The organism is Streptomyces sp. SPB162 (assembly GCF_029504575.1).
In the GTDB taxonomy this organism is placed as follows: Bacteria; Actinomycetota; Actinomycetes; order Streptomycetales; family Streptomycetaceae; genus Actinacidiphila.
In genome coordinates this window covers 3,493,981-3,517,618 of record NZ_JAQFII010000001.1, presented here as the reverse complement: position 1 = coordinate 3,517,618, position 23,638 = coordinate 3,493,981, and the positions used below count along the sequence as shown (strand labels likewise).

Annotated in this window: 23 protein-coding genes and 3 pseudogenes; 9 read left to right on the top strand and 17 right to left on the bottom strand. The window is 67.1% G+C overall.

All coding sequences use genetic code 11. From position 1 onward, the window contains the following. Positions 1–30: 30 nt before the first annotated feature. From M2266_RS15950 to dndB, 5 genes are all read right to left on the bottom strand, one after another. On the bottom strand, positions 31–501 hold the full coding sequence (locus tag M2266_RS15950) for a hypothetical protein (protein WP_277438797.1): 471 nt from the start codon (positions 499–501) through the stop codon (positions 31–33). A gap of 360 nt (positions 502–861) precedes the next feature. Next, positions 862–1,239 (bottom strand): DNA sulfur modification protein DndE, encoded by a 378-nt coding sequence (gene dndE / locus M2266_RS15945; RefSeq protein ID WP_266805336.1) that lies wholly within the window; start codon positions 1,237–1,239, stop codon positions 862–864. Then, positions 1,229–3,220, bottom strand: a complete 1,992-nt coding sequence (dndD, locus tag M2266_RS15940; protein ID WP_277438796.1) for a DNA sulfur modification protein DndD — start codon at positions 3,218–3,220, stop codon at positions 1,229–1,231. The genes dndE and dndD overlap by 11 nt, the downstream gene beginning before the upstream one ends. Then, complete coding sequence (gene dndC / locus M2266_RS15935; protein ID WP_266805340.1) at positions 3,207–4,700, bottom strand: DNA phosphorothioation system sulfurtransferase DndC; 1,494 nt, start codon at positions 4,698–4,700, stop codon at positions 3,207–3,209. Before dndC ends, dndD begins: the two co-directional genes overlap by 14 nt. Further along, positions 4,697–5,824, bottom strand: coding sequence for a DNA sulfur modification protein DndB (gene dndB / locus M2266_RS15930; protein WP_277438795.1), 1,128 nt, complete (start codon positions 5,822–5,824; stop codon positions 4,697–4,699). Before dndB ends, dndC begins: the two co-directional genes overlap by 4 nt. Positions 5,825–5,901: 77 nt before the next feature. Here dndB and dndA point away from each other — a divergent pair, with 77 nt between their 5' ends. Then, on the top strand, positions 5,902–7,044 hold the full coding sequence (dndA, locus tag M2266_RS15925) for a cysteine desulfurase DndA (RefSeq protein WP_277438794.1): 1,143 nt from the start codon (positions 5,902–5,904) through the stop codon (positions 7,042–7,044). Positions 7,045–7,048: 4 nt separating this feature from the next. Here the strand turns inward: dndA and M2266_RS15920 are convergent, their stop codons facing one another. The 9 genes and pseudogenes from M2266_RS15920 to M2266_RS15880 form a co-directional block, all read right to left on the bottom strand. Beyond that, the gene (locus M2266_RS15920; RefSeq protein ID WP_277441229.1) at positions 7,049–8,488 is read right to left on the bottom strand and encodes a DNA phosphorothioation-associated putative methyltransferase; all 1,440 of its coding nucleotides are present in this window, start codon (positions 8,486–8,488) and stop codon (positions 7,049–7,051) included. Positions 8,489–8,567: 79 nt separating this feature from the next. Next, positions 8,568–9,566, bottom strand: a pseudogene (locus M2266_RS15915) (IS5 family transposase). Between the two features lie 271 nt (positions 9,567–9,837). Then, a complete protein-coding gene (locus tag M2266_RS15910) occupies positions 9,838–10,023 on the bottom strand; it encodes a hypothetical protein (RefSeq protein ID WP_277438793.1) in 186 nt (61 codons plus the stop codon). 609 nt (positions 10,024–10,632) lie between these two features. Then, a complete protein-coding gene (locus M2266_RS15905; protein WP_277438792.1) occupies positions 10,633–10,806 on the bottom strand; it encodes a hypothetical protein in 174 nt (57 codons plus the stop codon). A gap of 230 nt (positions 10,807–11,036) precedes the next feature. Beyond that, on the bottom strand, positions 11,037–11,459 hold the full coding sequence (locus M2266_RS15900; protein ID WP_277438791.1) for a hypothetical protein: 423 nt from the start codon (positions 11,457–11,459) through the stop codon (positions 11,037–11,039). Next, entirely contained in the window at positions 11,456–12,286 is an 831-nt protein-coding gene (locus M2266_RS15895) for an IS5 family transposase (RefSeq protein WP_277438790.1), read from the bottom strand. Before M2266_RS15895 ends, M2266_RS15900 begins: the two co-directional genes overlap by 4 nt. A gap of 571 nt (positions 12,287–12,857) precedes the next feature. Then, positions 12,858–14,067: pseudogene (locus M2266_RS15890) on the bottom strand (ISAzo13 family transposase); the annotation flags it as partial. An 864-nt stretch (positions 14,068–14,931) separates the two neighbouring features. Continuing rightward, a complete protein-coding gene (locus tag M2266_RS15885) occupies positions 14,932–15,561 on the bottom strand; it encodes a class F sortase (protein WP_277438789.1) in 630 nt (209 codons plus the stop codon). A gap of 66 nt (positions 15,562–15,627) precedes the next feature. Next, on the bottom strand, positions 15,628–16,026 hold the full coding sequence (locus tag M2266_RS15880) for a hypothetical protein (protein ID WP_277438788.1): 399 nt from the start codon (positions 16,024–16,026) through the stop codon (positions 15,628–15,630). 406 nt (positions 16,027–16,432) lie between these two features. On the opposite strand from M2266_RS15880, the gene M2266_RS15875 reads away from it, so the two are divergent. The 4 genes and pseudogenes from M2266_RS15875 to M2266_RS32350 all read left to right on the top strand — a co-directional run bounded on the left by M2266_RS15875 (position 16,433) and on the right by M2266_RS32350 (position 18,462). Continuing rightward, positions 16,433–16,687, top strand: a complete 255-nt coding sequence (locus M2266_RS15875) for a hypothetical protein (RefSeq protein ID WP_277438787.1) — start codon at positions 16,433–16,435, stop codon at positions 16,685–16,687. A 494-nt stretch (positions 16,688–17,181) separates the two neighbouring features. Beyond that, on the top strand, positions 17,182–17,421 hold the full coding sequence (locus tag M2266_RS15870; RefSeq protein WP_346780897.1) for an aldo/keto reductase: 240 nt from the start codon (positions 17,182–17,184) through the stop codon (positions 17,419–17,421). Then, positions 17,418–18,221: pseudogene (locus M2266_RS32355) on the top strand (zinc-binding dehydrogenase); the annotation flags it as partial. The gene M2266_RS15870 and the pseudogene M2266_RS32355, both read left to right, overlap by 4 nt. 97 nt (positions 18,222–18,318) lie before the next feature. After that, entirely contained in the window at positions 18,319–18,462 is a 144-nt protein-coding gene (locus M2266_RS32350) for a zinc-binding dehydrogenase (protein WP_346780946.1), read from the top strand. Between the two features lie 22 nt (positions 18,463–18,484). On the opposite strand, the gene M2266_RS15855 is transcribed toward M2266_RS32350, so the two are convergent. Beyond that, positions 18,485–19,033 (bottom strand): GNAT family N-acetyltransferase, encoded by a 549-nt coding sequence (locus tag M2266_RS15855; RefSeq protein ID WP_277438786.1) that lies wholly within the window; start codon positions 19,031–19,033, stop codon positions 18,485–18,487. 119 nt (positions 19,034–19,152) lie between these two features. On the opposite strand from M2266_RS15855, the gene M2266_RS15850 reads away from it, so the two are divergent. The 4 genes from M2266_RS15850 to tatA all read left to right on the top strand — a co-directional run bounded on the left by M2266_RS15850 (position 19,153) and on the right by tatA (position 22,212). Then, on the top strand, positions 19,153–19,686 hold the full coding sequence (locus M2266_RS15850; protein WP_277438785.1) for a GtrA family protein: 534 nt from the start codon (positions 19,153–19,155) through the stop codon (positions 19,684–19,686). Between the two features lie 104 nt (positions 19,687–19,790). Further along, positions 19,791–20,312 carry a SigE family RNA polymerase sigma factor gene (locus M2266_RS15845; protein ID WP_277438784.1) on the top strand — a complete coding sequence of 174 codons (522 nt, stop codon included), beginning with the start codon at positions 19,791–19,793 and terminating at the stop codon, positions 20,310–20,312. Between the two features lie 65 nt (positions 20,313–20,377). After that, positions 20,378–21,709, top strand: a complete 1,332-nt coding sequence (locus M2266_RS15840) for a hypothetical protein (protein ID WP_277438783.1) — start codon at positions 20,378–20,380, stop codon at positions 21,707–21,709. Positions 21,710–21,999: 290 nt separating this feature from the next. Continuing rightward, complete coding sequence (tatA, locus tag M2266_RS15835; RefSeq protein ID WP_277438782.1) at positions 22,000–22,212, top strand: Sec-independent protein translocase subunit TatA; 213 nt, start codon at positions 22,000–22,002, stop codon at positions 22,210–22,212. Positions 22,213–22,262: 50 nt separating this feature from the next. On the opposite strand, the gene M2266_RS15830 is transcribed toward tatA, so the two are convergent. Together M2266_RS15830 and M2266_RS15825 are read right to left on the bottom strand one after the other, a co-directional pair. After that, positions 22,263–22,850, bottom strand: coding sequence for a phosphatase PAP2 family protein (locus tag M2266_RS15830; RefSeq protein ID WP_277438781.1), 588 nt, complete (start codon positions 22,848–22,850; stop codon positions 22,263–22,265). Next, positions 22,847–23,575, bottom strand: a complete 729-nt coding sequence (locus tag M2266_RS15825) for a DedA family protein (RefSeq protein WP_277438780.1) — start codon at positions 23,573–23,575, stop codon at positions 22,847–22,849. Before M2266_RS15825 ends, M2266_RS15830 begins: the two co-directional genes overlap by 4 nt. Positions 23,576–23,638: the final 63 nt, after the last annotated feature.

Genomic DNA, 23,638 nt, shown 5'->3' with positions numbered 1-23,638 from the left:
GCCAGGGGCTCATACGCACGAGTCGGGCCCTCACGCTACTCCCGCCGATGCGGTCCAGAGCTGACGGGCGCTCTTTCGTGCACGACTGATTCTCTCCCGCATGCGCGTCACTGGCAGCCCCTGTCGAGTGGCCAGGATCTCGGCGTCATCTCCCTGCGCGAGTGCCTGGAGGACGGCGCGGTGGGCTGGTGAGATGCCAGGCTCCATGCGGAGCCACTCACGGAACTCGACGACTGGATAGCCCTGGTCCACGACTCCATGTTCGGAGTAGTCCCCTTCGAGGGCGACGCAGGGGGTGATGGCCTTGCGGCGCTCCAACGTTTCGTAAGCATGACCCATGGCTGACCGTACGCGGTACTCCGCAGGCGTGGACTCGTCAGAGGGGTTGCGCAGAAGTTCGTCGAGTGCGCGGTCGATCCTGTCGAGCTGATAGGCATCGCGGGTGCCGAGGGCGCGGAGTTGCAGCGCAATAACGGCCCCCTCGACGGGGTGGCTGATCATGTTCGCTCCGTCTTGTCTGGCGGCGAGCCCCATACGGTGGCTCGCGTCCGAAGGTGAAGCAGTGCTTGTGCGGTTGTCCTGTGAGGATACTCGACGACGCCGGCGAGCGCGGGGCGAACCCACGCTTCACGAACGGCATGTGACGGCGCCTCACCTGTAATGGTCGGGTGGCAGTCCTCGTTGTTGCAGCGGCCTGGGGAGTTTTCTTCACCCTGTCGCGAGGTGCTACAGCCAGGGCTGATCGCAGATCTGAGTTGGTGGGAGCCGCCGGATTTTGGCGGAGTTCCTAGCATGCATGCACGAGGGCCGCCCGCTCTTCCGAGGAGGAAGAGCGGGCCCTCGTGCATGCATGCTAGGCGGCTACCCTGTGGCCGTGGAGACGAGCTGCTCGATGGAACGCAGATCGCTACGGCCGGCCAGGAAGCCGACACCGCGGTGAAGGTGGACTGTGAGCGTCCTGGAGATCGCCTCGTCCGTCAGCTCTTCACCGTCCATCAGGCACCGCTGCTTGAGGAGAGCGAGGTAGATGTCTCCATAGGGACTGGAGAACGTCTTCCACGACATCTCGACGTTGGAGTCGGTGGTGACTTCCTTGACCAGTGGTGTGGATGAGTCGCGTAGTGACAGGGCAAGTGCCCACCTGCACAGCTCATTCCACTGGGTCAGACCAGTGTTGCGCTTCAGCCAGATGAGCTGCTCTTTCGCCGTTTGTGAAAGGCGAACCGTCTCAAGCGGCATGCGGGACTCCTGCTGTCCACCAGTATCCAGGCTCAACGGTGGTGGTGAACGTCGTGTCGTCGTGAACAAGGGTGTAGGTGTGCGCGAGGGACGGCTTCAATCGAGCCAGAAGCTTCTCATCGATCTCTTCGTCTGTGGACAGCAGGAGTACCTGCCGTCCAGCGTTGGGGAAGTAGCGATCAACCAGATGTTGACGGTGTCGGCTGTCGAGGCGGCCCAGGGGCGTGTCGATCACACTCGGCAGCCGGTTACCGGCAACCTTGGCCAGACCCCAGAGCAGAGAGATGGCCAGTAGCTGCCGCTCGCCGGCGCTGAGTCGTGCGGGGTCGATGGCCTCTCCGTCCGAGTCCGCAAGAGTGAGGTTGAACTTATCCGTGTCGATCCGCAGGTCGTGGATGAGGCCAGTCTTGCGCATCAATGCCTTGAAGCTCTGAAGGACGGCAACTTCCAGACGGCTGATGTGCCGCCGCAGCAGAGCAGCGCCAAACTTCTCCAGTGTGTCCCGTGCCTTGTCGGCATAGGTCACGATGCGCTCCAGCTCCTCGACCTCGATCAGCGTCTTAATCCGCTTCTGCTGTGCTCGTTCCAGGTCGGCGGCAATCCGATCGCGTCGGCCCCTCGCCTCCGCCAACTGTTCTTCACCGCGCCTGAGTTCATCCTTGGCTACTGCGAGCGCATCCATGGCCTCGCTGCGCTCTTCGACAAGGTCCTTGATGAGCCCCTGGTCTGGAATACTCGCTAGGAGGCGATCGGCGGTGTCAAGCTGATCGGCTGTGCCTGCAGACTCTCTGAGGAGCTCTCGCGCGCGGGACGCGTCTCGGGTGAGTGCTTCATTCAGCGCCGAGAGTTGCTGGAGCATGTCCGGGGGCAGGTCAAGGCTGTGCTTGAGCTCGGCTGAACTCTCGCGCTTGTTGCGGTCAGCGGTCATTTTCCGCTTCAAGGCCGTGCGGGCAGCAGCCGGAACGGACGCAGGAAGTTGGTCAAGGAGCCAGGCATCGCGCTCTTCTAGAACGCCGACGACTCGGGTGGCATCGTCAGCTTCCTTCTCGCGCTCTGCCTGGTCCCGGAGCGTGGCAAGCTGCTGCGGGAGCATGAGGAGAGGAAGAGGACCTTGAGCAAGAGAGCGCAGGGCCTGGCGCTCTGACGTGAGGCGATCGGCCACGGCTGCTCGATCACCTTCCAGCTCCTTCTGCCGCTCGAAGAGCTTCCCGCCTGCCCGCATGAATGACTTCTCTACCTTGTTAAGGCGAACCTGCAGGCGATCGCACCTGGACCGTGTGCTGCCGAGCGTCTGAGTGAGGTCCGCGACGTACACCGTCGCCGCTTCGTGCTCGGCTTCCTGGGCTCGGATCTGGTCGATGAGGGCCTGGTCCTCGTTGGACAACCGCTGTCGGCGCTGTAGCGCCAGGAGATCAGTGCGGAGTTGCTCAACCGTGTTCACGCCCAGGAGGGAATGGACTGCGGACTCGATCACGGCGGCTGCACGCTCGGGGTCCGCGAGAGACTCAACCTTTTCCCCGTCAAAGAAGAAAAGTGAGGCCACCTCTAGCGGGAGGATGTCCTCGACGTGATCCGGCCAGCCATCGCTGAGAATCCGGTCATACTGGCCGTCGACAAGGACGTTCAAGTGCTCCTTGAGCTGCTTGCCGCTCAGACGCCAGCTCCTGACTACGCGGTAATGCCTCTCGTGGCCATCCACGACCACGGAGAACTCCAGAGCGATCTCCGAGCCCTCGGCAGCGTCCGCCTTACGATTGATGCTTTCGCGCAGGTAGGAGTCGTATGAGCGACTCCCCCGACCGCTGCAGCGTGCCCTCGGACCATAGAGAACCAGCTGGATGGCGTCGAGCAAGGTCGTCTTGCCGCATCCGTTGAGGCCACCGATCAGGATGATCGGCCGCCCCGGTTGAACTCTCAGATCAAGGGACTGCTTGCCGCGGTAGGCGCCAAAGTCGCGGAGTTCGATGTTATGAAGGTGCATCAGTAATCTCTTCGTTCAGCGTCAGATAGGTCGGGGCGGTCTCACGCATCTCCCGCTTACGCTTCGCGAACGCCAGGGCATCATCCTCGTTCTCGTAGAAGCCCTTCTTGATGGTCTTCTCCAGCTCCTTGAACAGTCCCGAGCGTCGAGTCATCGTTCGATGCTGCCGCTCGACCGCGAGAAGTTCACGAGTCATCGTGAAGTGGATATCGTCGCCATCGCATACTTCCTTGAGGAGGTCAATCTCCTCCGCCCCAAGGACAAGCTGCTCATCGAGGGGCCGCCCCGGGAACGTCTCACCCGTGGCCTTCTCATAGATTGCTGGCAACGTGTCCTCGACCTCGTGCTTGTCGAAGACCCAGATGCGGCGGATCTCGTGCAGCTCCTCCATCGTGATCAACTCGATGCCACGTACGCTCTCTGGGGCGATCCGCCTCACGAGAGTCTGCGCTTCAAGAAGCTTCCTGAGCCATGTCTGTCGCGCTTCTTGCGTGTAGGGCCCGTGGATGACGCCGTCGTTGAAGAGCTGGACACTACCGTTCATACGGCGGAAGTCCCTGGTCTCCCGTTCCTTGGACACATCGTCGAGCTCATTGCGGAGATCGAGCAGGGGCCGCATCCACTCCTTCTCCTCGTCGTTGCGGATCATGGCAGTCATGGACTTGTCCTTGTCCACGAGAGTGCAGGTCCAGCACCCGAAGCGGCTGTCACCGCAGGTAGGGGTGGTGTCGTCCACAACCAGAGGGCACTCGGAGTCCTCAGAGGCACCCTGGTACATGGTCAGTAGATCCTTGTTCCGATGTCCCCACGCGTTGGAGTACTGCATCAGGAACATCCACACCTCATCAGTACCCCACGCTTCGATGGGGCTGTAGACGAGTGAGTTCGGCAGGTTCCCGTTGGGCGAGAGGCGGTCCCGAACCCGGCGCTTCTCGTGCTTCTCCATTGACCGGGCGCGTGCCTGGCTCTCCGTCTTTCGAATACCGAGAACGAGGATCGCCTCCCCGTGACGCCGTACGACGCGGCGGATGAACGCATTCGACGGCTTGATTTTCAATCGCTCTGTGCACCAACGGAACTTGGGGCGAGGGGCTGGGTAACCGCGGCCGATGAGATTTACCCAGAAGGTGTCCTTGACCTCCGGAATCAGTCGGTGCGGCTCGATGGGGAGCTGCTGCTCCGACGCAGCCTTCCCCATGGTGTCGAGAGACTGAGTGACCCAGGCAGCCACGACGGGATTTTCGACAAGTGTGTCCGTGCTGATCACATGCACTGGTTTGGTGCGCTGCTCAGCCGGCAGCCCCTGAAGGGCCAGCCAGACGAGTTGCAGCACGGCAGTGGAGTCCTTGCCACCGCTGTAACCGATGACCCAAGGCACTTCGTCAGCTGTATAGAGCTCACGGATTTCTGCCGTGAGTTCACTGACCACTTCAGCGAGGACCTTGCCCTGGAAGGGCGCCGTCGGCTTTGGGGTGCTCATGAAACTCCTTGCAGGTATGCGTCCTCTACACGCTGCTCTTCCGGACTGAGCTCGAGCTTCATGTGATGACGCAGGTAGTTCACAGTCAGGGTCAAGTTCTGATGGCTCTTCGACACGCGACCGCCGATCATCGCGCGACCTTCCCAGTCCGGGTTTGTGCGTGACCAGTCAACCGAAGTCAAGGGCTTCAGCTTCGATTGCCACACCTTGGGAGAGTCGGAGTTGCGCAGGAGTGAATTACCGATCCGCCCGAGGGCATGCAAGGCGATCCCGTGGCTGTGGATATAGTCCTTGCGTGCCTCCCGAGCTACGAGCTCGCGGCGCCGCACCATCCCCCACTCGGGCACGACTGCGTCGACTGCCTCCCAGTATTTTTCGGCCAGCTGTTGGGCCTTGTCCTTCTCGACGTCCAGTCCCTGGAGAAGCGACTGGGTGGCAGAGCAGAGGGCGCTGAGAGTGAAGAGCCTGCGTGAACGTTGAGCGAGGTTGCTGTTTTCCAAGTCGATGTGCCCCTTGAAGACTGGGGACGTCATGGCCAAGAAACGGGTCATGATGGCTAGTTCATCGCGGTGGTCGTACAGAACGCCAATTGAACGCTGTGGACGCACGGCATGCCGGTTGAGGTCCGCGAACATTTGCTGGCAGCGGGCGAGTCCAGCGTCATGGAAGAACACGACGGCGATCGTCTCCTCGCCGAGGTCGGGATTCTCCTTCAGCGCCTGCTCGATGGCTGCGCGCCGATGCTGCCCGTCGTTGATCAAGAAGCGAGCGGCCATGGGGATGCGGACCTGGCCGGCGCGCATCCCCATGCCGGAGTCGGAGATGCTCTCGAAGTGCATCTCTCCATCGACGGATGCGGTGAGCGCGCTGAAGACGTAGTCGTCCGGATTCTCAACGATGTAGCGAGTAAGCGCGGGGAGGCGCCCCTTGTTCAGGGTGCGCTGGGCACGAACCTCTGGCCCCAGTTCGTCCTCGTCGAAGAGGAAGATTTTCGGGATGAGGCGCAAGGGGCACATGGACACGTAGAACTCGCGCCCCGCCTGTACGCCCCGGATGGCCGGAAAGATGTAGTCGAAGCCAGCGGAGGTGGCGGTGTCAGCGAGCTGCGAAGAGGATGATCCCACACGCGCAACGGTATCGTACGTCAGGTAAATGACGTACAGGATGTGCCCAATTAGCGTGCAGAGGTGTGGTGGGACTCGTGGTGACCTATCTCGATGTTGCGGCGACGACGCGTGTGGACCCACGTGTGGCCGACGTGGTGATGCACTGGATGACTGAGGACTTTGGTAACGCGGGGTCCCGAACGCACGAGTACGGGACCCGCGCGAAGCGTGCGGTGCAACAGGCGCGGGAGTACCTCGCCGGCACCGTACGTGCCGAACCAGACGAGTTGATCTTCACCAGTGGGGCAACCGAGAGCAACAACATCGCCTTGCTTGGCCTTGCCCCCCACGGAGAGCAGAGTGGTCGGCGTCACATCATCACCTCGGCAATCGAGCACAAGGCGGTGATCGAGCCCCTGGAGCACCTGCAGTCTCGCGGTTTCGAGGTCGAATTCATCAAGCCAGGCTCGTCGGGTCGGGTCTCTCTCGAGGCAGTGAAGGAGCGTCTGCGTCCGGACACGCTCCTTGTGTCACTGATGCACGTGAACAACGAGACGGGTGTCGTCCAGCCGGTGGCCGAACTTGCTGAGCTTCTGAGGGAGACCCCGACATACCTGCATGTGGATGCAGCGCAGGGATACGGGAAGGTCCCTCACGATCTGACCGCACCGATCGACATGATGAGCGTCAGCGGCCACAAGATCGGAGCTCCCAAGGGTGTGGGGATGTTGGTTATGCGCCGCCGGGGCTGGGAGAGGCTGCCGCTGCAGCCGATCATGTTTGGTGGCGGTCAGGAACGTAAGCTGCGGCCGGGGACTTTGCCGGTGCCGTTGATCATGGGACTTGCTGAAGCAGCGAAGATCTTCGAGAAGGGCCATGCTGAGTGGAGTAGGAACGCGGAGAGCCTCCGCTACCGGCTTCTGGAGGCCCTCGCGAAGACGCGATTCCGGATCAACGGGGACCAGGATCATGCCGTTCCACACATCCTCAACCTGTCCTTCGACGGTGTGGACGCTGAAGCGCTCATCGTCATGCTGAAGCAGCAGGTAGCTGTCGCGACAGGCTCTGCGTGCACGAGCGCGTCGTACACCCCTAGCCATGTTCTCACTGCGATGGGGCTGCCCGAGGAGGTGGCCGAGAATGGGCTCCGGCTGTCCTGGTTCCCGAGCCAAGCAGTCGACCTTGATGTGGAGGAACTGGCGGCCCGAATCGCGAGGATGCAGCCTGACTCCGTCTGACACTTCAACCTGACGGTCGGCGCACCAGCCGATGCCCTCGAAGAGCGCGGCAGCAGCGGATGAGCTCTGCTTCCCACCCCTCCTCTGTGCCGATGAGGTGAGGGTGCTCGTACAGCCCCGCCCTCACCTCTGCGGCTGTCAAGCGCCTGTACCGATCCGCATCCGGATCGTCGTGGCTGAGGAACTCGTGCTTACGGTGGAGCAGCGGTCGGTTCTTGGCGTCGGCGTAGGAAGTGTGGGACGTGTCGAGAGTTCTTAGTTGCACCTGGTAGGAGGACAGGATACGGGGGTGCGGATCGCGGTCGAAGTCCGGATAGTCCAGCCAGCTCACTGCCCGGCCCTGATGATGCAGCTTGGCGAGAGTCCATGCTTGAGGGCGGCCGGCTGCGATCGAGGCACAGTGCTCGTAGAGGCGTAGCACTGTGGGCATGCGGTCGAGAGCCCGGCGGTGTACGTACAACGCGGACGGCGTCAGCTTTCCGACTGCTGAAGCGTTCATGGCCCCGCGGATGTATGCGTCGTCGCGCAGCTTGAGCAGCAGCCGATCGGATCGCTGGCAGGCCTCCTTGTATGAGGCGAAGAATGCCCGGACGTCGAATTGGATGCTGAGCGGGAGGCTGCTGAACGGGCAGCGGCCGTTGAAGAGTTCGACGGCGAGAAAGAGCAGCGTGTTCAGCGTCGTCCGCTTGGAGCCCTGTTGCATCTTGGCGTGGTTGGCGGAGTCGCGAACGAGCCGGCGGACCTCGTTTGGGCGCAGGTGGCCGAGTAGCTCGGCCATCGGCTGGGGGACTTCTTCCATGCGCGGTAGGCGGCCTCGCCGTTCAGCATGATCCACAACCGCAGCGATCGCTGAAGTCGTGTCATCGGAGGCAAGCCACTCCGCGTCGGGGATGATGCGCTGAGCAAGGTAGCGAAGCCGTTCCCGCTCATCTTTGAATGCGTAGACAATCCCGGGTGCCGCAGAGACCGTCCGCACGCCAGTTTCGGCCTCAACGTACGAACGTAGTTCGCCTGTTGCATAGAGGTGTTGGAATGTTCGCCGACTGGTGAGTAGCCCGTCACCGAACGCCTCTCCCTTGACCTTCGGCTTCTCCCACGTCAGTCGCGCAGAAGCGACGAGCACTTTGCCAGCAAGGTCCCACGCTTCCTTTAACGCATTGCGTCGCTCGTGTGGGTCTTCGATGACGTTGAGTACGTAGGTGAGGAGCACAACGTCTGCTGACTCCAGCGCGGTGCCGGGTTGGTAGAACGGGTCCCATCCGGCGATCTGAACGTCCAGCTGCTGGAGGGCGCGTACGTCGCCGCCTCGGCCACAGCCGTAGTCAAGGACCGTGCGCCCGGGGGCCAGCTGTTTGTCGATCATCGCCTGCCTGGCCGGCACCGAGAGGCCCGCTCGACTGATCGCAGTCAGTCTGCGGTCACTGCTCCAAGCCTTCTCTACCATGCTCACGCCCTCGCACAACTTGGTGACAAACGAGGGTAGCGGTGGCTGCTCCAGAGCTAGGCGCTGTCTGGGATTCGGATCATGAGTGCGGTGTGATGCTGCGAATCCAGAGCATCGCGCCGCAGAGGTGGAGTCCGGCTTCGTAGCTCTGCGGGGTTTTGTCATAGCGGGTCGCGATGCCACGCCAGTTGCGGAGCCGGTTGATACAGCGCTCCACGGTGTTGCGGTCCTTGTACAGCTCGGCGTCGTGGGAAACGGGTCGGCCGCCGGCGCTGCCGCGCTTCTTGCGGTTCGCGGCTTGGTCGGCCTTCTCCGGAATGACCGCCTTGATCCCGCGTATGCGCAGGTAGCGGCGGTTCTTCCGGGAGGAGTACGCCTTGTCCCCGGCCACGGCATCCGGCCGGGTCCGGGGGCGTCCGGCGGGGGCCGCGGACCTTAATCCGCTTGAGGACCGCGGTGAACTGCGGGCTGTCACCAGCCTGTCCGGGGGTGAGGACGAACACCAGCGGTCGGCACCGGCGATCGGCCGCAACATGGATCTTGCTGGTCAGTCCGCCTCGGGAACGTCCCAGTGCAGCGGCTTTCAACCGGGCCCGGCGCCGTCTGCGGATCCGTCGCCGCTCGGTGCGCGCCTCGTCTTCGCCTTGGGCGTCACCTTGTCCGTCCTGCGGCTGTTGTCCCTCCTTGCCGCCCCCTTTTCCGCTTCGGCGGCGGCCTCAAGGGCCGCCAGCTGCTCGGGATCGAGGACCATCCCGGCGGCATGGTGGTGAGCACGGGAGGTTGCCGAGTCCACGCTGACCAGACCCATGTCGACCTGGTCACGGGCGGCGGCCTCGGCGATCATCGCTTCCATCACCTGCTGGAAGGTGCCCCGCTTCGCCCAGATCCGGAAGCGGTCGTACGCACTCTGCCAGGGCCCAAACTCAGTCGGCAGATCACGCCAGGGACTCCCGGTGCGGAACCGCCACATCGCCGCGTTGAAGTACTTCCGCAGGTCGGGGATGGGCCCGACCGCGGCATACGGGAGATGGGGTTCAACCAGGGACCACTGCTCATCGGTGAGATCGCCTCGCGCCATGACTCATGACCTATCAAGACCGAGCCTCCGCACGCAGGCGATCCACCTAACTCATGATCTGAATCTCAGACAGGACCTAGAAGCTCTTCGAGGAAGCTCAACGGATGAGCTGCGTGATCCCGAACCAGCCGGGGCCGGTCCCACGAAGTTGTGCAGTGGCTGCCCCGGTGCTGCTGCCGTCACCCCAGGTGGACAGCCACAACCTGGCTGACGTCCTGTTCGGTCAGTTCCACTGCTTCGCTCTTGTGCGCCGGTAGTCGAACCGCGCCGGCTATTCCTTCTTGACGGTCTGACGCTCGCGGCGCTTCTTTGCAATCCAGTCGTGCATAGCCTCGATCAGCGCGTCGGACGGGCTGCGCTTCTCGCTCGCGGCGAGCGCTTCGAACTCCTCGCGGAGCTGCTTGGGCGGGCGGAAGCCCATGACCTTCGTCTGTCCTGTGCGTGGCCTGCCGACCATGACGCCCCTTCGATTTTTGTTTAACAGAACCTAGCACTCACCTGTGTAGATGGATTGACAAGAAAGGCGGGCTTTGCCATTGTTGTTAAACATTAATTGCCTCTGACCACGGACAAGGGGATCCAATGAGTCTTCGCCCGAGTTGCGAGGGTGGGGTGCCGCATGGCTGCCGAGCGTGGCCGATCTGGAGGGTCCGATGGAAAGGCGACTCTCTGGACCGAAACTGGTTCCACGCTTGCGGCCGCCACCTCAACCAAGTCGCCCTGAAGCAGGCACGGGATGCTGGCGTGGAACTCGACCTCGTACGCATCCTTGCCGCCTGAACGCGTGGCGCATATTCCGCCAGAAGTTGCGGAGCGCGCGACGGCGTCATGGTCGTGCCGCTGCAGCCCGTGATGGTCTTGACCACGGTTTCGACCGTCAAAGCGTGGCACCGGTCTCCCGGTCGGCGACCCTCGGCCTACGCCTCCCGGGGATCGAGCTCCTATCTGGCGTCGGCACGGGCACCCCGAGCGACTGTTTCTCGTCGAGAAGGGCATGCTTCTGGCTCCATCCCGGCACCCGCCTCGTGATGCTTCGCCGCCGCGCGCACGGTCCGACAGAACGCGATCAGAGCGCAACCGCCTGCGCGCCGATCTGCCGCAGCCCCCAGCCTTCCGCCTTCGCTGCAGCCATCCCACCATCCAGGGCAGGATCCGGCACCTCGCCCAACGCCTCCCACGGCTGAACCGTCAGCCGCAGCCGCATCAGCGTGTATCCGCACAACGCGAGGGCCCGGATCACGGCCTGCCAAAACGTCTGATAGTCGCCCCGGATCCCTGGGGCGTTCCTACCTGGATGACCCTTGTCTCGCCCGCCGCTCCTGCTGGCAGTAGCACAAGCAGGTACGGGTCTTGCCGGAGGAGAAGTGCCTGGTGCGGTGTGTAGGAGTCTGAGAGTGCGGTACGTGACCTGATGTCCGGTTGGTGCTTGGGGTTGGGTGAGGAGTCCTGGTCGGCGGGTCGGACTGGTAGTCAGGTGCGGGGCTGAGCGAACAGGCCGGGTTCGGGTTCGGTGAGAATGCCTCGTGTGACCAGGCGTTTCAGCTTGGACCGGATGCCTTCGGTGTTCTTCGGGAGGATCGGCAGGTCGAGTGCCTCGCACAGGTCCCGGGCCCGCATCGGATGGCCGGTGTCGGTGAAGGCCGCGAGAATCTGCTGGTAGGCGGGGTGGTCCGGGGCCTCGGGCCGCGGCGGATCGTCGGCGGGCTCCGGGGCCGGGATGTTCAGGAGGGTCTTGCGGGTGATGCGCAGGTTCTCGGTCTCCGCGTCGAGTTCGCCGAGGCGGGCGGTGAGGTCCTCGATGGACACGCGGAGCTGCCCGGCCCGCTCACCGAGTTCGGCCTCCCGGGCCTCGAGGTATGCAAGGACGTCTCTGACCTGCGGATTGTCGCTCATGCGGCCCTCCAGGAGGGCAGGGTGGCGCCGGTGAGCCGGCGGGCCATGACGGAGGTCATCGCCCAGAAGACGCGAGAGCGCGAGGTGGCGAGCCGGTGCTCGTAGTCACGGACCAGGCGGCGGGAGAACATCAGGATCCCGTTCGTCTGCTCCACGATCCACCGCTTGGCCTGCGGGACGAAGCCCTTGTCGGCCGGGTTGCGCTCAACGATCTCGACGTCGATGCCGTACTGCTTGCCGTGGTCGACGACGGCCTTCTTGAACCCCTGGTCGACCAGGGCCTTCTTCACGGTGTCCATCTGGGCGGCAACACCGTCCAGCAGCGCGATGCCGGCGGCGTTGTCGTGCGCGGACGCCGGCAGGACGACAGCCTCGACGACGAGACCCAATACGTCCACGGCCAGGCATCTTTTGCGCCCCGGCACCCGTTTCGCCGCGTCCTTGCCGGTCGTGGCGACCGGGACGCCGACGGCCACACGGATGCTCTGGGTGTCCATGATGATGAGGCTCGGGTCGGCTAATCGCCGCTTCTTCTCCCGCAGTTGCCACCGCATCAGGTCGTGGATGGTCTGATCGGTGCCGTCGTCGCGCCACTTGTAGAAGTAGTACTTCACCGCACCGGCGGGCGGCAGGTCGTGGGGCAGCAGGTCCCACTGGCAGCCGCTGCGATTCTGGTACAGGATCGCGTTCACGATCTCCCGCATCGCATATCTGCCCTGGTGGCCACTGACCGACGGATGCGCGGCCTTCCACGCCGTGACCACAGGCTCGACCAGGGCCCACTGCTCGTCGGAGACATCACTCGAGTACGACTTGCGATCACTCATCCCGCCACCCAAGCGAATCCCGAACGCCTGACCGGCGATGATGCCCCACCGTCACCCCATCGAGTGATCACAAGCCGGACAGAAGATCACGTACCGCACTCTGACAACCCCATTGGGGGGCGTCGATTAATTGATGGAGCGTGTCACGTCAGCCTGTCATTGATGTTGCGTGCATGACATAGGCGGCAAGTTCGCTGGGGTCGACGAGTCGGATGGGCAGTGGTTCTGCGTGGTGGCCGTGTTGCTGGAGCAGGGGCCGGATCTGCTTGATCAGGGTGCGCATCTGGTTCTCGCCGATGCGGAAGAGGTGGGCGGTCAGTGAGCAGGGCAGCCCGCGCTGATCGAGGACGGCGGCCCAGATCATGCTTTCCACGGCGAGTTTGCGGTGGCGGGGGCGCTGGCCGGTGGGCACTTGATCGATCAACGTGCGTACTTCTGTGGTGAGTTGATCGAGTGCGTGTCGGGTCATCCCGGTCAGTACGGGGTGGGTTGCCATGGTGGTGTCGAAGGTGTGGGCGTGACGGGGGTGGGCCCGGCGTGTGGGTGGCTGGAGGGGCACGGCGGGGACGCCGGCCTGGGGCGGGATCGTGTAGTTCCACTCGCCGTGGAAGCTGTCGGGGGTGATGGTGAGCGCGGCGGCGTGCTGGGCGTCGATCTCGATACCGATGGGGTAGGTGCCCTCGTCCAGGCGGGCATTCACGCTCAGCCCGGTGCTCGTGGTGGTGGCCGCGATGAGGTTCAGGGCAACTTCGTAGCTGGTCAGAGGGCGTGCCCGCCAGTTCATCGAGATGAACGAGAACAGACGATGCTCCACTTTGTTCCATTTCGACGTGCCGGGAGGCAGGTGACACACACTGATCTGAAGGCCGGTCTCGGTGGCCAGAGCGGCGAGGTTCGCTTTCCATGCCCTGGCCCGGGAACTGTTGGAGCCGCCACCGTCGGCAGTGATCAACAGGCGGCGCGCGTTCGGGTAGGCCGCGCGACCCTCCTCCTTCCACCAGCGGCGCAGGGCGGCCACCGCGAACGCGGCGGTGTCATGGTCGGTGCCCACCACGACGTAGCCGGTGTTGCGTCCGACGTCGTAGATGCCGTACGGGATCGCGGTGCCGACCGCCTGGGAGGGGAAGTCGTGATCGAGGACCTTCACCGGCCTGCCGGGCGGTGCCCATTCCCGCCCTCCTTGCGCGAACAGCCCGATCTGTTCCTTCTTCTTCGTGTCCACGCTGATCACGGGGTCGCCGGCGTCGAGGAACTGGCGCACCTTGTCGTTGAGGTGGTGGAACTGGGCGTCGCGGTCGCGGTGGCCGCTGCCTGCCAGGACCTTTGCGTTGCTCCGCAGGCTGAAGCCCGCCTCCTTCAACAATGCGGCGATCACGTCCCGACCCACCGTGCGGCCCTGAGCGGCGAGCTCGGTGGCCAGATGCCGCAGCGACTTCGTGGTCCAGGTCAACGGCCCTATCGGGTCACCTTGCGTGCTGTCCTCAACCAACGCCAGCAGTGCAGGCCGGAGCCCCGGGTCCTTCGCCACCAGCGCGGGACGCCCCGCACCTCGTCGACGTACCCGGCCATCGGGCTCGGCATCGTCCTCCAACTCGACCAGGCCCCCGACTGACGCACCCCGTGGAAACCCCCGCGGCCCTGGCCACCACCGCGATCCCGCCATGTCCGAGCTGCCTCGCTTCCGCCGCGTACAGCAGACGACACTGCCGCTCGTTGAGATGCGGGGTCACCGCCTCGAACTTCGCACGCAACGGACTGATCAACTCATCGAAACGGCCCATACCACATCAACGAGCCCAAGCCCTGGAAGCAACCCGTAAATTCGCGACGCCTCCTTGATGCGGTGTCTGGCCACCGGTGGTGACCATCCCGGTGGCCAGCCGGTGGCCGGATGCCTTTGGACGGTGCATCACGATGTAGCAGGGGTCAACTCTTCGCGTGTGCTCTGATCAGGCGCGACATCACCTGACGGCATCACGCGCCATCCGGCGGCATGATCGCTCACGGTCTCGTAATGCGTAGGTCTCGGGTTCGAATCCCGAAGGCGGCCCCATGGGGAACCCCAGGTCAGGAAACTGACCTGGGGTTTCGTGTTTCCGGTGGCCCTGGGGTTCGGCTGGGGTCGGTTGGCGATGCCCTGCGTGGCGCGTTGGTGGGGCATCGATGCTTCGGACGGGCGGGGTGGCTCGGCCGGGGTAATCCGTTGAACGGGGCATCGTTGTATTCCGACGGTGTTTTTCTGCGCGGAAAGTGCATCGCGCCGGTATCGCGGTGAATGTGGGTACTGCGAGCGCATCGGCTCAGGGGGCCTGCGATCACGTGTCGGCGACTGACAAGTCCAACGGGGTCGTCGTTGTCGTGGGTGGTGCGACGGCGTTCAAGGAGCCGGCGTCGGAATGTACCGCGACGGCCAGTGTGGTGCCGGGGCGCGACCTTAATGCCTGGTGCTACACCATCAACAGTTATGGGAATCAGTGGACCCGCGTGGAGAACCTCGGGTGGATTTACAACGGACACCTGGCTCTCAAATCGGGTTCCGTCAAGCACTGCTGATATCCGGCCTGGCCCCGGAATGAGCGGAAGCGCCCCCTCGGACCCGGGAGAACGGGTCCGAGGGGGCGCGCTCGTTCCGCGCGGTCGCGGGGTCAGGTCGTCAGGGTCGCGTAGACGATCAGGTTGTCGACGGGGTGGCCCTGGGCGTCGATCGAGCCGTCGCAGGTGATCAGGCGGAGGGTCGGGGCCGGGGTGGGGGCGTAGACCTGCTGGGTGGGGAAGGACTTCTTGCTGACCGTCTGGGTGGTGGTCACCGTGAAGTGGGTGATCTTGCCGTCGGCGCCGCGGATGGCGATGTCGGCGCCTTTTTTGATCTTTCCGAGATCGTGGAAGACGGCCTTGCCGTAACGCGTGTTGTTGTGGCCGATGACGACGGAGGCGCCGCGCTCGCCGGGTACGGCGCTGTTCACGTACCAGCCCGCGGTCATGCCCTGCTCCGACGGCGGGACTTGTACGGTCTCGTCGGCGTTGAGGCCGAGCCGCAGGAGGGAGCTGTCCACGCCGAGGGAGGGGATGGCCACACGGGTGGGGTCCCCGGGTGAGGTGGGTGCCGTCGCGGGAGGCGGGACCGCCGTGCCGGTGGTGGCGGTGGCGGCGGGCGTGGTTGCGGTGGCCGCCGAGGGGGAGCCGGCCGAGCAGGCGGTCAGGGTGGTGAGGGTGGTGAGGGCCAGCGCGACGAGTGGTGCTCGCAGCGCGCGCGCCGGGTGCTGGATGCGGGCCATGAGTCTCCTTTGACGCGCGAAGCGGTGCGCCGCCCGTCCGGGCGGCGCACCGCGTGGATCGAGAGGTCAGCCGTCGTGCCGCGCCGTCCGGCGGCGCACGATGACGAAACCGGCGCCCGCGAGCGCGGCGGCCGCGGCGGCGGAGCCGGCGATGGTCGCGGTGCTCGTGCCGCCCGTGCTCGCGGCCGGCTGCTCGCCTGCGGCGACGCCGCCGCGCGGCGTCTTCACGCCGGGCTTCGCGGTGGGGGTGGGGGCCTGCTCGGGGGTCCGGGATCCGACCGAGGCGGTGGCGGACGGGGCCGGCCGGGGGGCGTCGGTCGCCGGGGCCGCCGAGGGGGCGGAGGTGGGGGTGGGGGCCGGCTTGGCGCTCGCGTCGGCCGCGAACGCTCCGGTGGCCGGGAGCAGCACCGTGCCGGCGATGAACGCGGTGACGGCGGCGGTGCGCAAGGTGCGGAGGTAGGACATGGTGGGGCCTTCCGTTGACGGTCGATCGGGCCACGGGGCGATCGGGAGTAGGGGCCGATCGGAGTAGGGGCTGATCGGTGTACGGGCTGATCGGAGTACCGGTCGGTCGGAGTACCGGCCGGTCGGGGTACAGGTCGGTCGGAGTACCGGCCGGCCTGGGTACAAGCCGATCGGAGGTGTACCGGCCGACCCGAGTACGGGCTGATCGGGGTCGGAGCGGCTGTCGCGTGCGGCGGACGCCGCGTCCGGCGGCCGCCGTGCGACAGCCGGCATGATCGACAGGCTGGCAGGCACCTGTGAAGAAGTTGTCAGAGCGCTGTGGTCGGCGGATCAGGGTCCCGGACGGTCCTGCCGGGGTGCGGAAGACGGCTCGGGCGCTCAGGCTGGGTGTATGGCGATCAATCGGATGACTGCGCACGGAATCGACATCGACACGCGGATGCTCACGGTGGGCGTGGCCGTCACGGGCGTCGCGGCGGTGCTGGGACTGGCCGGGACGGTCATGATCGGCGTCACGCTGCTGAACGCCGGGCGGGGATACGTCCGTCGTATGGAGGTGGCGCCGGCCGAACTCGCGGTCCGCGCCCTGCGACATGCGAAGGTGGCCTCGCACGCCGCCTCCCAGGCGGGCGCGGACGCCTGGCGCTCCACCGACACCTGAGCGTTCGCCCCACAGCGGTCGATCGGGGTGATGACCGGGGCCGTCAACGCGAACTCCCACGGTGAGCTGGGCGTCTAGGCCGTGTCTGACCCATACCGGCGTCCGCCCGGAGGGCGGGGCCTGGGGCGTCTGGTGCGTGCGATCGCACGGCGGAGGGTCGCCCCTGTACTGGACGTACTGGGGCGGGCCCGACAACTGGGGGCTCCTCCCAGCGGTAGCTGGGGGAGAGCGCGCGTGCCAGGCGTCCCGGGCCAGGCGGGATGTGTCAGACACGGCCTAGGAGTTGAGCGGGCTGGTCGCGGCGCGGGTCGGGGCCGAGCGCCCGGTCTTCCGTCGTGCGCGAGGGGGCGACGGCGTGTAGCGGGAGGGGGCGACGGCATGTCGCCGTTCTCTTTCGACCGCTACTAGCGCGAGGGACAACTCGCGCGCCACCGACCTGGTTTCCGGTTCTCCGCCGGTACGGAGTGGCTGCCAGGCGCCACCGCCGAGGGGCGGTGGCCCGCGCTCCCGCCACGCCCTTCGCCGCGTTCCACGAGGTCGCGCGAGACCGCGGGGTGAGTGCGCAGCGGATCATGCTCGCGTGGCTGCCGGCGAAATCCCCCGTCGTCGTGCCCACCCCGGGCGCCGGCAGGCCCGGGACGGTCCGCGACTCGGCCGCGGCAGGCGACATCATCCTCAACGCGGCCGAGTTCGCGCACCTCGACGGCGCCGGGAGCGCTCCCTCCTTGACATGAACCTTGGTTCAACTCCGAGACTTCCTCGTGGACGAAGCAGCAAGTGGCGACCACGGGGAGTGATGGGTGTGCGCGCGGTACAGGTGACGCGGTTCGGGGGGCCCGAGGTTCTGGTGGCGGTGTCGTTGCCGGATCCGGTGGCCGGTCCCGGCGAGGTGGTCGTGGGGGTCGAGGCGGCCGACGTGATCCTCTTCGAGGCGCGGATCCGCGCGGGCCTGGCCCGGGACTTCGTACCGGTGCGGCCGCCGTACGTGCCGGGCGGCGCGGTCGCCGGACGGGTGCTGTCCGTGGGCGAGGGGGTCCGTTCCGGCTGGATCGGCCGGGCCGTCGCGGCCCGTGTCGGTGACCGCGGCGGGTACGCCGAACGGGCTCTGGTGGCCGCCGACGCGCTGGTCGCCGTACCCGACGGGCTCGGGTCGCGCGAGGCCGCCGCCCTGGTGCACGACGGCACCACCGCGCTGGGCCTGGCCGACGGCGCCCGCACGAAGCCGGGGGAGTGGGTGCTGGTCACCGGGGCCGGCGGCGGGCTGGGCATCCTCATGGTGCAGTTGGCGCTGGCGGCCGGGGAACGCGTCGTGGCCGCCGCCCGGGGCCGGCGGAAGCTGGACCTGCTGGCGGAGCTGGGCGCCCACGCCGTCGTCGACTACTCGCTGCCGGGCTGGGAGGAGCGGGTGCGCGAGGCGACCGGCGGCGCGGGACCCGACATGGTCTACGACGGCGTCGGCGGGGGGATCGGACGGGCCGCGTTCGAAATGACCGCCGCCGGTGGGCAGTTCTCCGCGCACGGTGCCGCCGCGGGTGGGTTCGCGCCCATCGACGCGGAGGACGCGCGCCGGCGCGAGGTGACCCTGCGCGGCATCGAGCAGGTGCAGTTCGCGCCCGACGCCGCCCCGACGGCTGCTGCGGAGCGCGCTGGCGGAGGCCGCGGCGGGACGGATCAGGCCCGTCATCGGGCAGACGTTCCCGCTGGAGTGCGCCGCCGACGCGCACCGGGCGATGGAGGCGCGGGACGTCGTCGGGAAGACGCTGCTGCTGCCGTGATCACGCCACGGCCGCGGCTCCGCTAGTCCGCGAGGCTGCGGCCCCACGATTCCAGCACCGACAACATGTGGTCCTGCCGGCGGCGGACTTCGCCGTTCTTCGACCAGCCCCACTCCCGGTACGCGGCCAGCGCCGGCACGTTCGGCGTCTCGACCAGCACGGACGCCACGGCCGCGTCGCTGCGCGACAGCAGCATGTCCTGCAGCCGGCCGGCGACCCCGAGGCGGCGGTGGGTGGGGAGGACGAGCAGCTCGACGACGGCGAAGACCTGCCCGGAGGCGGTGTGCTCCTCCAACTCCTGCGGGACCCCGCCGACGAACCCCTGCCACCACTCGCCGTCGCGATCGGGAGGAAAGCCGTATGCGAACCCCACGAGCCCCGGGTCGCCGGCGATCGTCATGTCGAACCCGGGATGCTGCACGTGCTCCGCGAAACGCCGCAGAAAAACCTGCCGGCTGTGGAACTCTTCGCCCTGAACGCCGCGGTAGGACTCGACGTAGAGGTCCGCGAAGGCCTCCCTCTGCGCCTCTGCCTGCCACCGGCTCAGACGCCGTAGAAACACCTCTGTCATGCATTCCTCCTGCGATCACACCCATCGTGACAGCTCGGCGGGCACCGTGTCAGCGGGCGGTCAGTGACCGGTCAGTGGAAGTCAGCGCGCTGTCAGTGGGATACGGGACCCTAGGGGACATGGAGACCACGGGGAGCATCGAGCGGAGCACCGACCACCCGAGCGGCGGGACGGGGCCGGTAGCGGCCTTCGTGCGGTTCGTCGTGTGCGGCGGGGGCGTGGGGTTGCTGTCCAGCGCCGTCCTGCTGCTCCTGACGGGCTCGCTGCCCCTGGTGCTCGCCAACGCGCTGGTGACCGTCGCCTCGACCCTGCTGGCCACCGAGTTGCACGGCCGCTTCACCTTCCGGGCCGGGCGGGCCCGGCTGGGCGACCACGTCAAGTCCGGTCTGACGGCCGCGATCTGCTACCTGTTCACCACCGCCGCGCTGCTCGTGCTGCACGCGATACACCCGCACCCGAGCGCGCTGCTGGAGCAGGGCGTGTACCTCTCAGCCTCCGGGCTCGCGGGCGTCGGCCGCTTCATCGTGCTGCGGGTCGTCGTCTTCGCCAAGGGCGGCGGCAAGGCCGCCGGTACCTCCACCGTCCCGGTCGCCGCGTCGGCCGCCGCCCCCGCCCCCGCCCTCGGCCAGGGATCGGTCACGGTCGCCGCGTAGCGCGGTGGAACGTGCGAGCGGAGCTCGCGGAAAGTCCCCCAGGCCGTGAAACATTCGGGCACCCTTGGCGCGTCAATGAGGTGTACACGGCGATCGGGGGGTGAATGCGGCAGACGCACGCGGACGGGTACGCGGACGGGTATCTGGACTTCGCCGCGAACCGCGCCGGCCATCTCTTCCGTTCGGCATGCCTGCTGACCAGTGGCGACACGCACCTCGCCGAGGATCTCGTCCAGGAGACCCTCGGCCGGATGTATGTCGTCTGGGGTCGGACCTCCAAGATCGACAATCCGGCCGGCTACGCGCAGACCGTCCTGGTGCGGGTCTTCCTCTCGCACCAGCGTCGCCGCAGCAACCGCGAACGTCCGATCGCCGACCTGCCGGACGTGATGGGCGAAGCGGGCGTCGACTCGACGCTGCGCCTGACGCTGCTCGACGCGCTCGGCCGGCTGGCGCCCAAGGACCGCGCGGTGCTGGTGCTGCGGTACTGGGAGGACCGAAGCATCGAGGAGACCGCCTACGTGATGCGAGCGACGTCCAGCTCCGTGCGCACCCGTTCCGTCCGGGCGCTGGCGAAGCTGCGCGAACTGCTCGGCGGCACCCTCGCCGAATTCGCCGCGAACTGATCTCGGGCCCCCGGCCGACTCCACCCACCCCCGCGCCCCACGCCCTACGAAACGGTGGTACCCCCGTGCCCTTCGACCCCTTCGCGCCCTCGGACCCCTTCGAGGACGACCTCTCCCACGCCCTGCGCGGCGCGGCAGACACGTTCTCCACCGACAACAGGGCGCTGGTGGACGGTGGTGCGGCGCGTGGCCGTGTCCTGCGGCTGCGCCGCAGGGCCGCCGTCGCGGGCGGTGCGGCCACCCTCACGCTGGTCGCCGTCGGGGGACTCATGGCGGGCGGGTTGTCGGGTTCGGTCGGACACCACGTCGACGACCAGCCGGCCGGGGGGAGCGCACCGGCGACCACCGTCCTCGCGTCGGGCGAGCGGGTCACCGCGCGGCGCATGATCAACCTGCTCAAGGCGGCGCTGCCGCCCGGCGCGACAACCGGTGAGCAGGGCCGCGGCAGCGGCTCGAAGGGGAGCGGCGACCTGATCGGCGCCCCGTACGCGGAGGTCGTCTTCGACGACGGGAACGGGCCGGGACTGGTCAGCGTCAGCCTGAACCACGCGTCTTCCGGGCAGGGCGCGGATTCCGGCACCCGGTGCCCGGACCGCGCGTACGTGCAGTTCGACGCGTGCGACCGCTCGGTGCTCGCCGACGGTTCCGTACTCGTCCTGCTGAAGGGCTACGAGTACCCGGACCGCAGGGTCGACACCAAGAACTGGCGGGCCACCCTGACCACCCGCGACGGCCATGTCGTCGAGGCCATGGAGTGGAACTCGGCGGCGGAGAAGGGCGCGCCGGACACCCGGCCGGACCCGCCGCTGACCGCAGCGCAGTTGACGGCGCTGGTGGACGTGAACCGCTGGAAGCCGGTGTTCGACGCCCTCGGGCCGGCCAAGGCCCCGGCGAACCAGCCGGCACCCACCGCCACCGGAGATTCCACCGGCACTCCCACCACCCCCGCCACGACCGGAGTGAGCCACACCACGCCGGGACCCGCGATCAGTGCCGTTCTCAAGGGGCTGATGCCGGCAGGCCTGCGCCAGAGCGACGCGGACGACTCGGAGGGCTTCGCGCACGTGACCGTGGACGACGGGCACGGCAAGACGCTGATCGAGGTGAATGTGGAGTACTGGTCGCCCAAGGACCCGGACAACCTGCAGTTCTTCTCGGGTGGCGAGACGCTCGCCGACGGCACCCGCCTGCTGGTCTCCCAGGGTTCGGCGGAGAGGGGCGGCGGCGGGACCGTGCGGTGGATCGCCCAAATCCTGCGCCCCAACGGCCGGCGGATCGTCCTCGCCGAACTGAACGCGGGCGGAAACCACCGGCCCGCCACCCGTTCCGCGCCGGTGTTCACCATCGACCGCCTCCGGGCCATGGTGCTGAGCCCCGCCTGGAAGAAGCTGGACTGAAGCGTGCGGAAGCCGGCGCATGGGGGCTGGTGCATGGGGGCCGGCGCATGGGGGCTGGCGCATGGAGGCCGGTGCGTGGAGGCCGGTGCATGGGGGCTGGCGCATGGAGGCCGGTGCATGGAGGCCGGTGCGTGGAGGCGGGTGTATGCACAGCCTTTGCCCATGCTTTGGATGCTCAGGGGCTGATGGGACACCCGCCCGGGTGACAATGCGACAGTCGACGCATATCCCCGGGCCCTCCCGACACATCCCCGGGCCCTGGGCCACCTCCAAGCGAAGCGAGGATCCCCGTGTTGCGAAACGGGCTGGAACCGTGGCACCTGATCACGGTGGCGCTGGTTCTGATCATGTTGTTCGGTTCCAAGAAGCTGCCCGACGCCGCCCGCGGTCTGGGCAAGTCCCTGCGCATCCTGAAGTCCGAGGCGCGTGCGCTGAAGGCCGATGACGCCGCGGCGACCGCCAAGCCCACCCCGGCACCCGAGGTGCACACCCCCGCCCCGTAGTCGCTCCCCGCGGCGCGCTGGGCGGAGGTCGAGACGGCCGCCCGCAGCCGCTACGCGGCTCTGAGCAGCGGCTTCAACCGGGTGCCGCGTAGCCGCTCGACGGCCGGAGCGGCGCGGTGGGCGTGCCGCGTGATCGGCCAGGCGACCAAGGCGCCGACGATCAGGCCGACCAGCACGTCGTGCGGGTAGTGCACCCCGATCCAGACCCGCGACGCGGCCATCAGCAGCGCGGCGGGGACCGCGAGGCGCGCGAGCCGCCGGTCGGTGACGAGCATCGCGGCGGCGGCAGCGGCGGCGATGGCGGCGTGGTTGCTGGGGAAGGACCAGTCGCCGAGCGCGGGGCAGGCCTCGACGGTGACGGTGTGCAGCGTCCGGCACGGCCGCTGCTCGTCGAAGACCATCTTGATCCCGTCGTTGACGGCGTAGGCGACGACGACGGCGACCGGCACGAGCAGCGCCGTCGCCATCCTGGCCGCGTCGCCGTGCCGGGCGCGCCACCAGGCGACGAGCATGAGGACGCCGAACAGCGCCAGCCCGTAGTCGCTCCCCACCTGGATCAGCGTGTCGACCGGCCGCGGCGCGTGTTGGGCGAGATCGGTGATCCAGGAGTAGAGGCCCGCGTCGATGCCGGGTTTCACAGGCCCTCCGGCGCGTCGGGACCAGTACCGGTACCGGGCGCCGTACCGGCCGCCTTGACGCGGTTCCGCGAGCGGTACAGCTCCAGTGCGAGCGGCGTGAGCGAGATGATCACGATGAGCGCGACCATCGGCAGCAGGTACTTGTCGACGTGCGGCACCGAGGAACCCAGCGCGTAGCCGCCGAGCACGAGGCCGACGGACCAGACGAGGCCGCCGATGACCTGCCAGAGGGTGAAGGTGCGCGCGGGCACGTTCAGCACGCCCGCCATCGGGTTGAGCACGGTCCGCACGACCGGGACGAAGCGCGCCAGCACCACGGCCTTGGCGTGCCCGTACCGCTCCAGCAGCTCGGCGGCGCGCCCGACGCCGTCGTGCAGGTGGGGGTTGCGGATCCGGGCGAGCAGCGGCGGACCGCCCCGCCTGCCGATCCAGTAGCCGGTCTGCGCACCGAGCAGCGCCCCGGCGGACGCCGCGACGAGGACCTGCCAGAGGGAGAGATGCACCACGTCCGACGCGCCGGGGACGCAGAGCAGGCCGGCGGTGAACAGCAGCGAGTCGCCGGGCAGGAAGAACCCGATCAGCAGGCCGGTTTCCGCGAACAGCACTACGGCGATGCCGATCGCGCCGAAGGTCGCCAGCAGGTCGTGGGCGTCCAGGACGTTGACCGCCAGCGGTACCGCCTGGGAAACGGCGTCCGGCAGGGGTGTGGCCAGAGGCAGGGGCATTGTCGGAGGGCCCTCCCATAATGGGCTGCGGGGGCGAGCAGCGCCGCACCCGGCCGACTACAG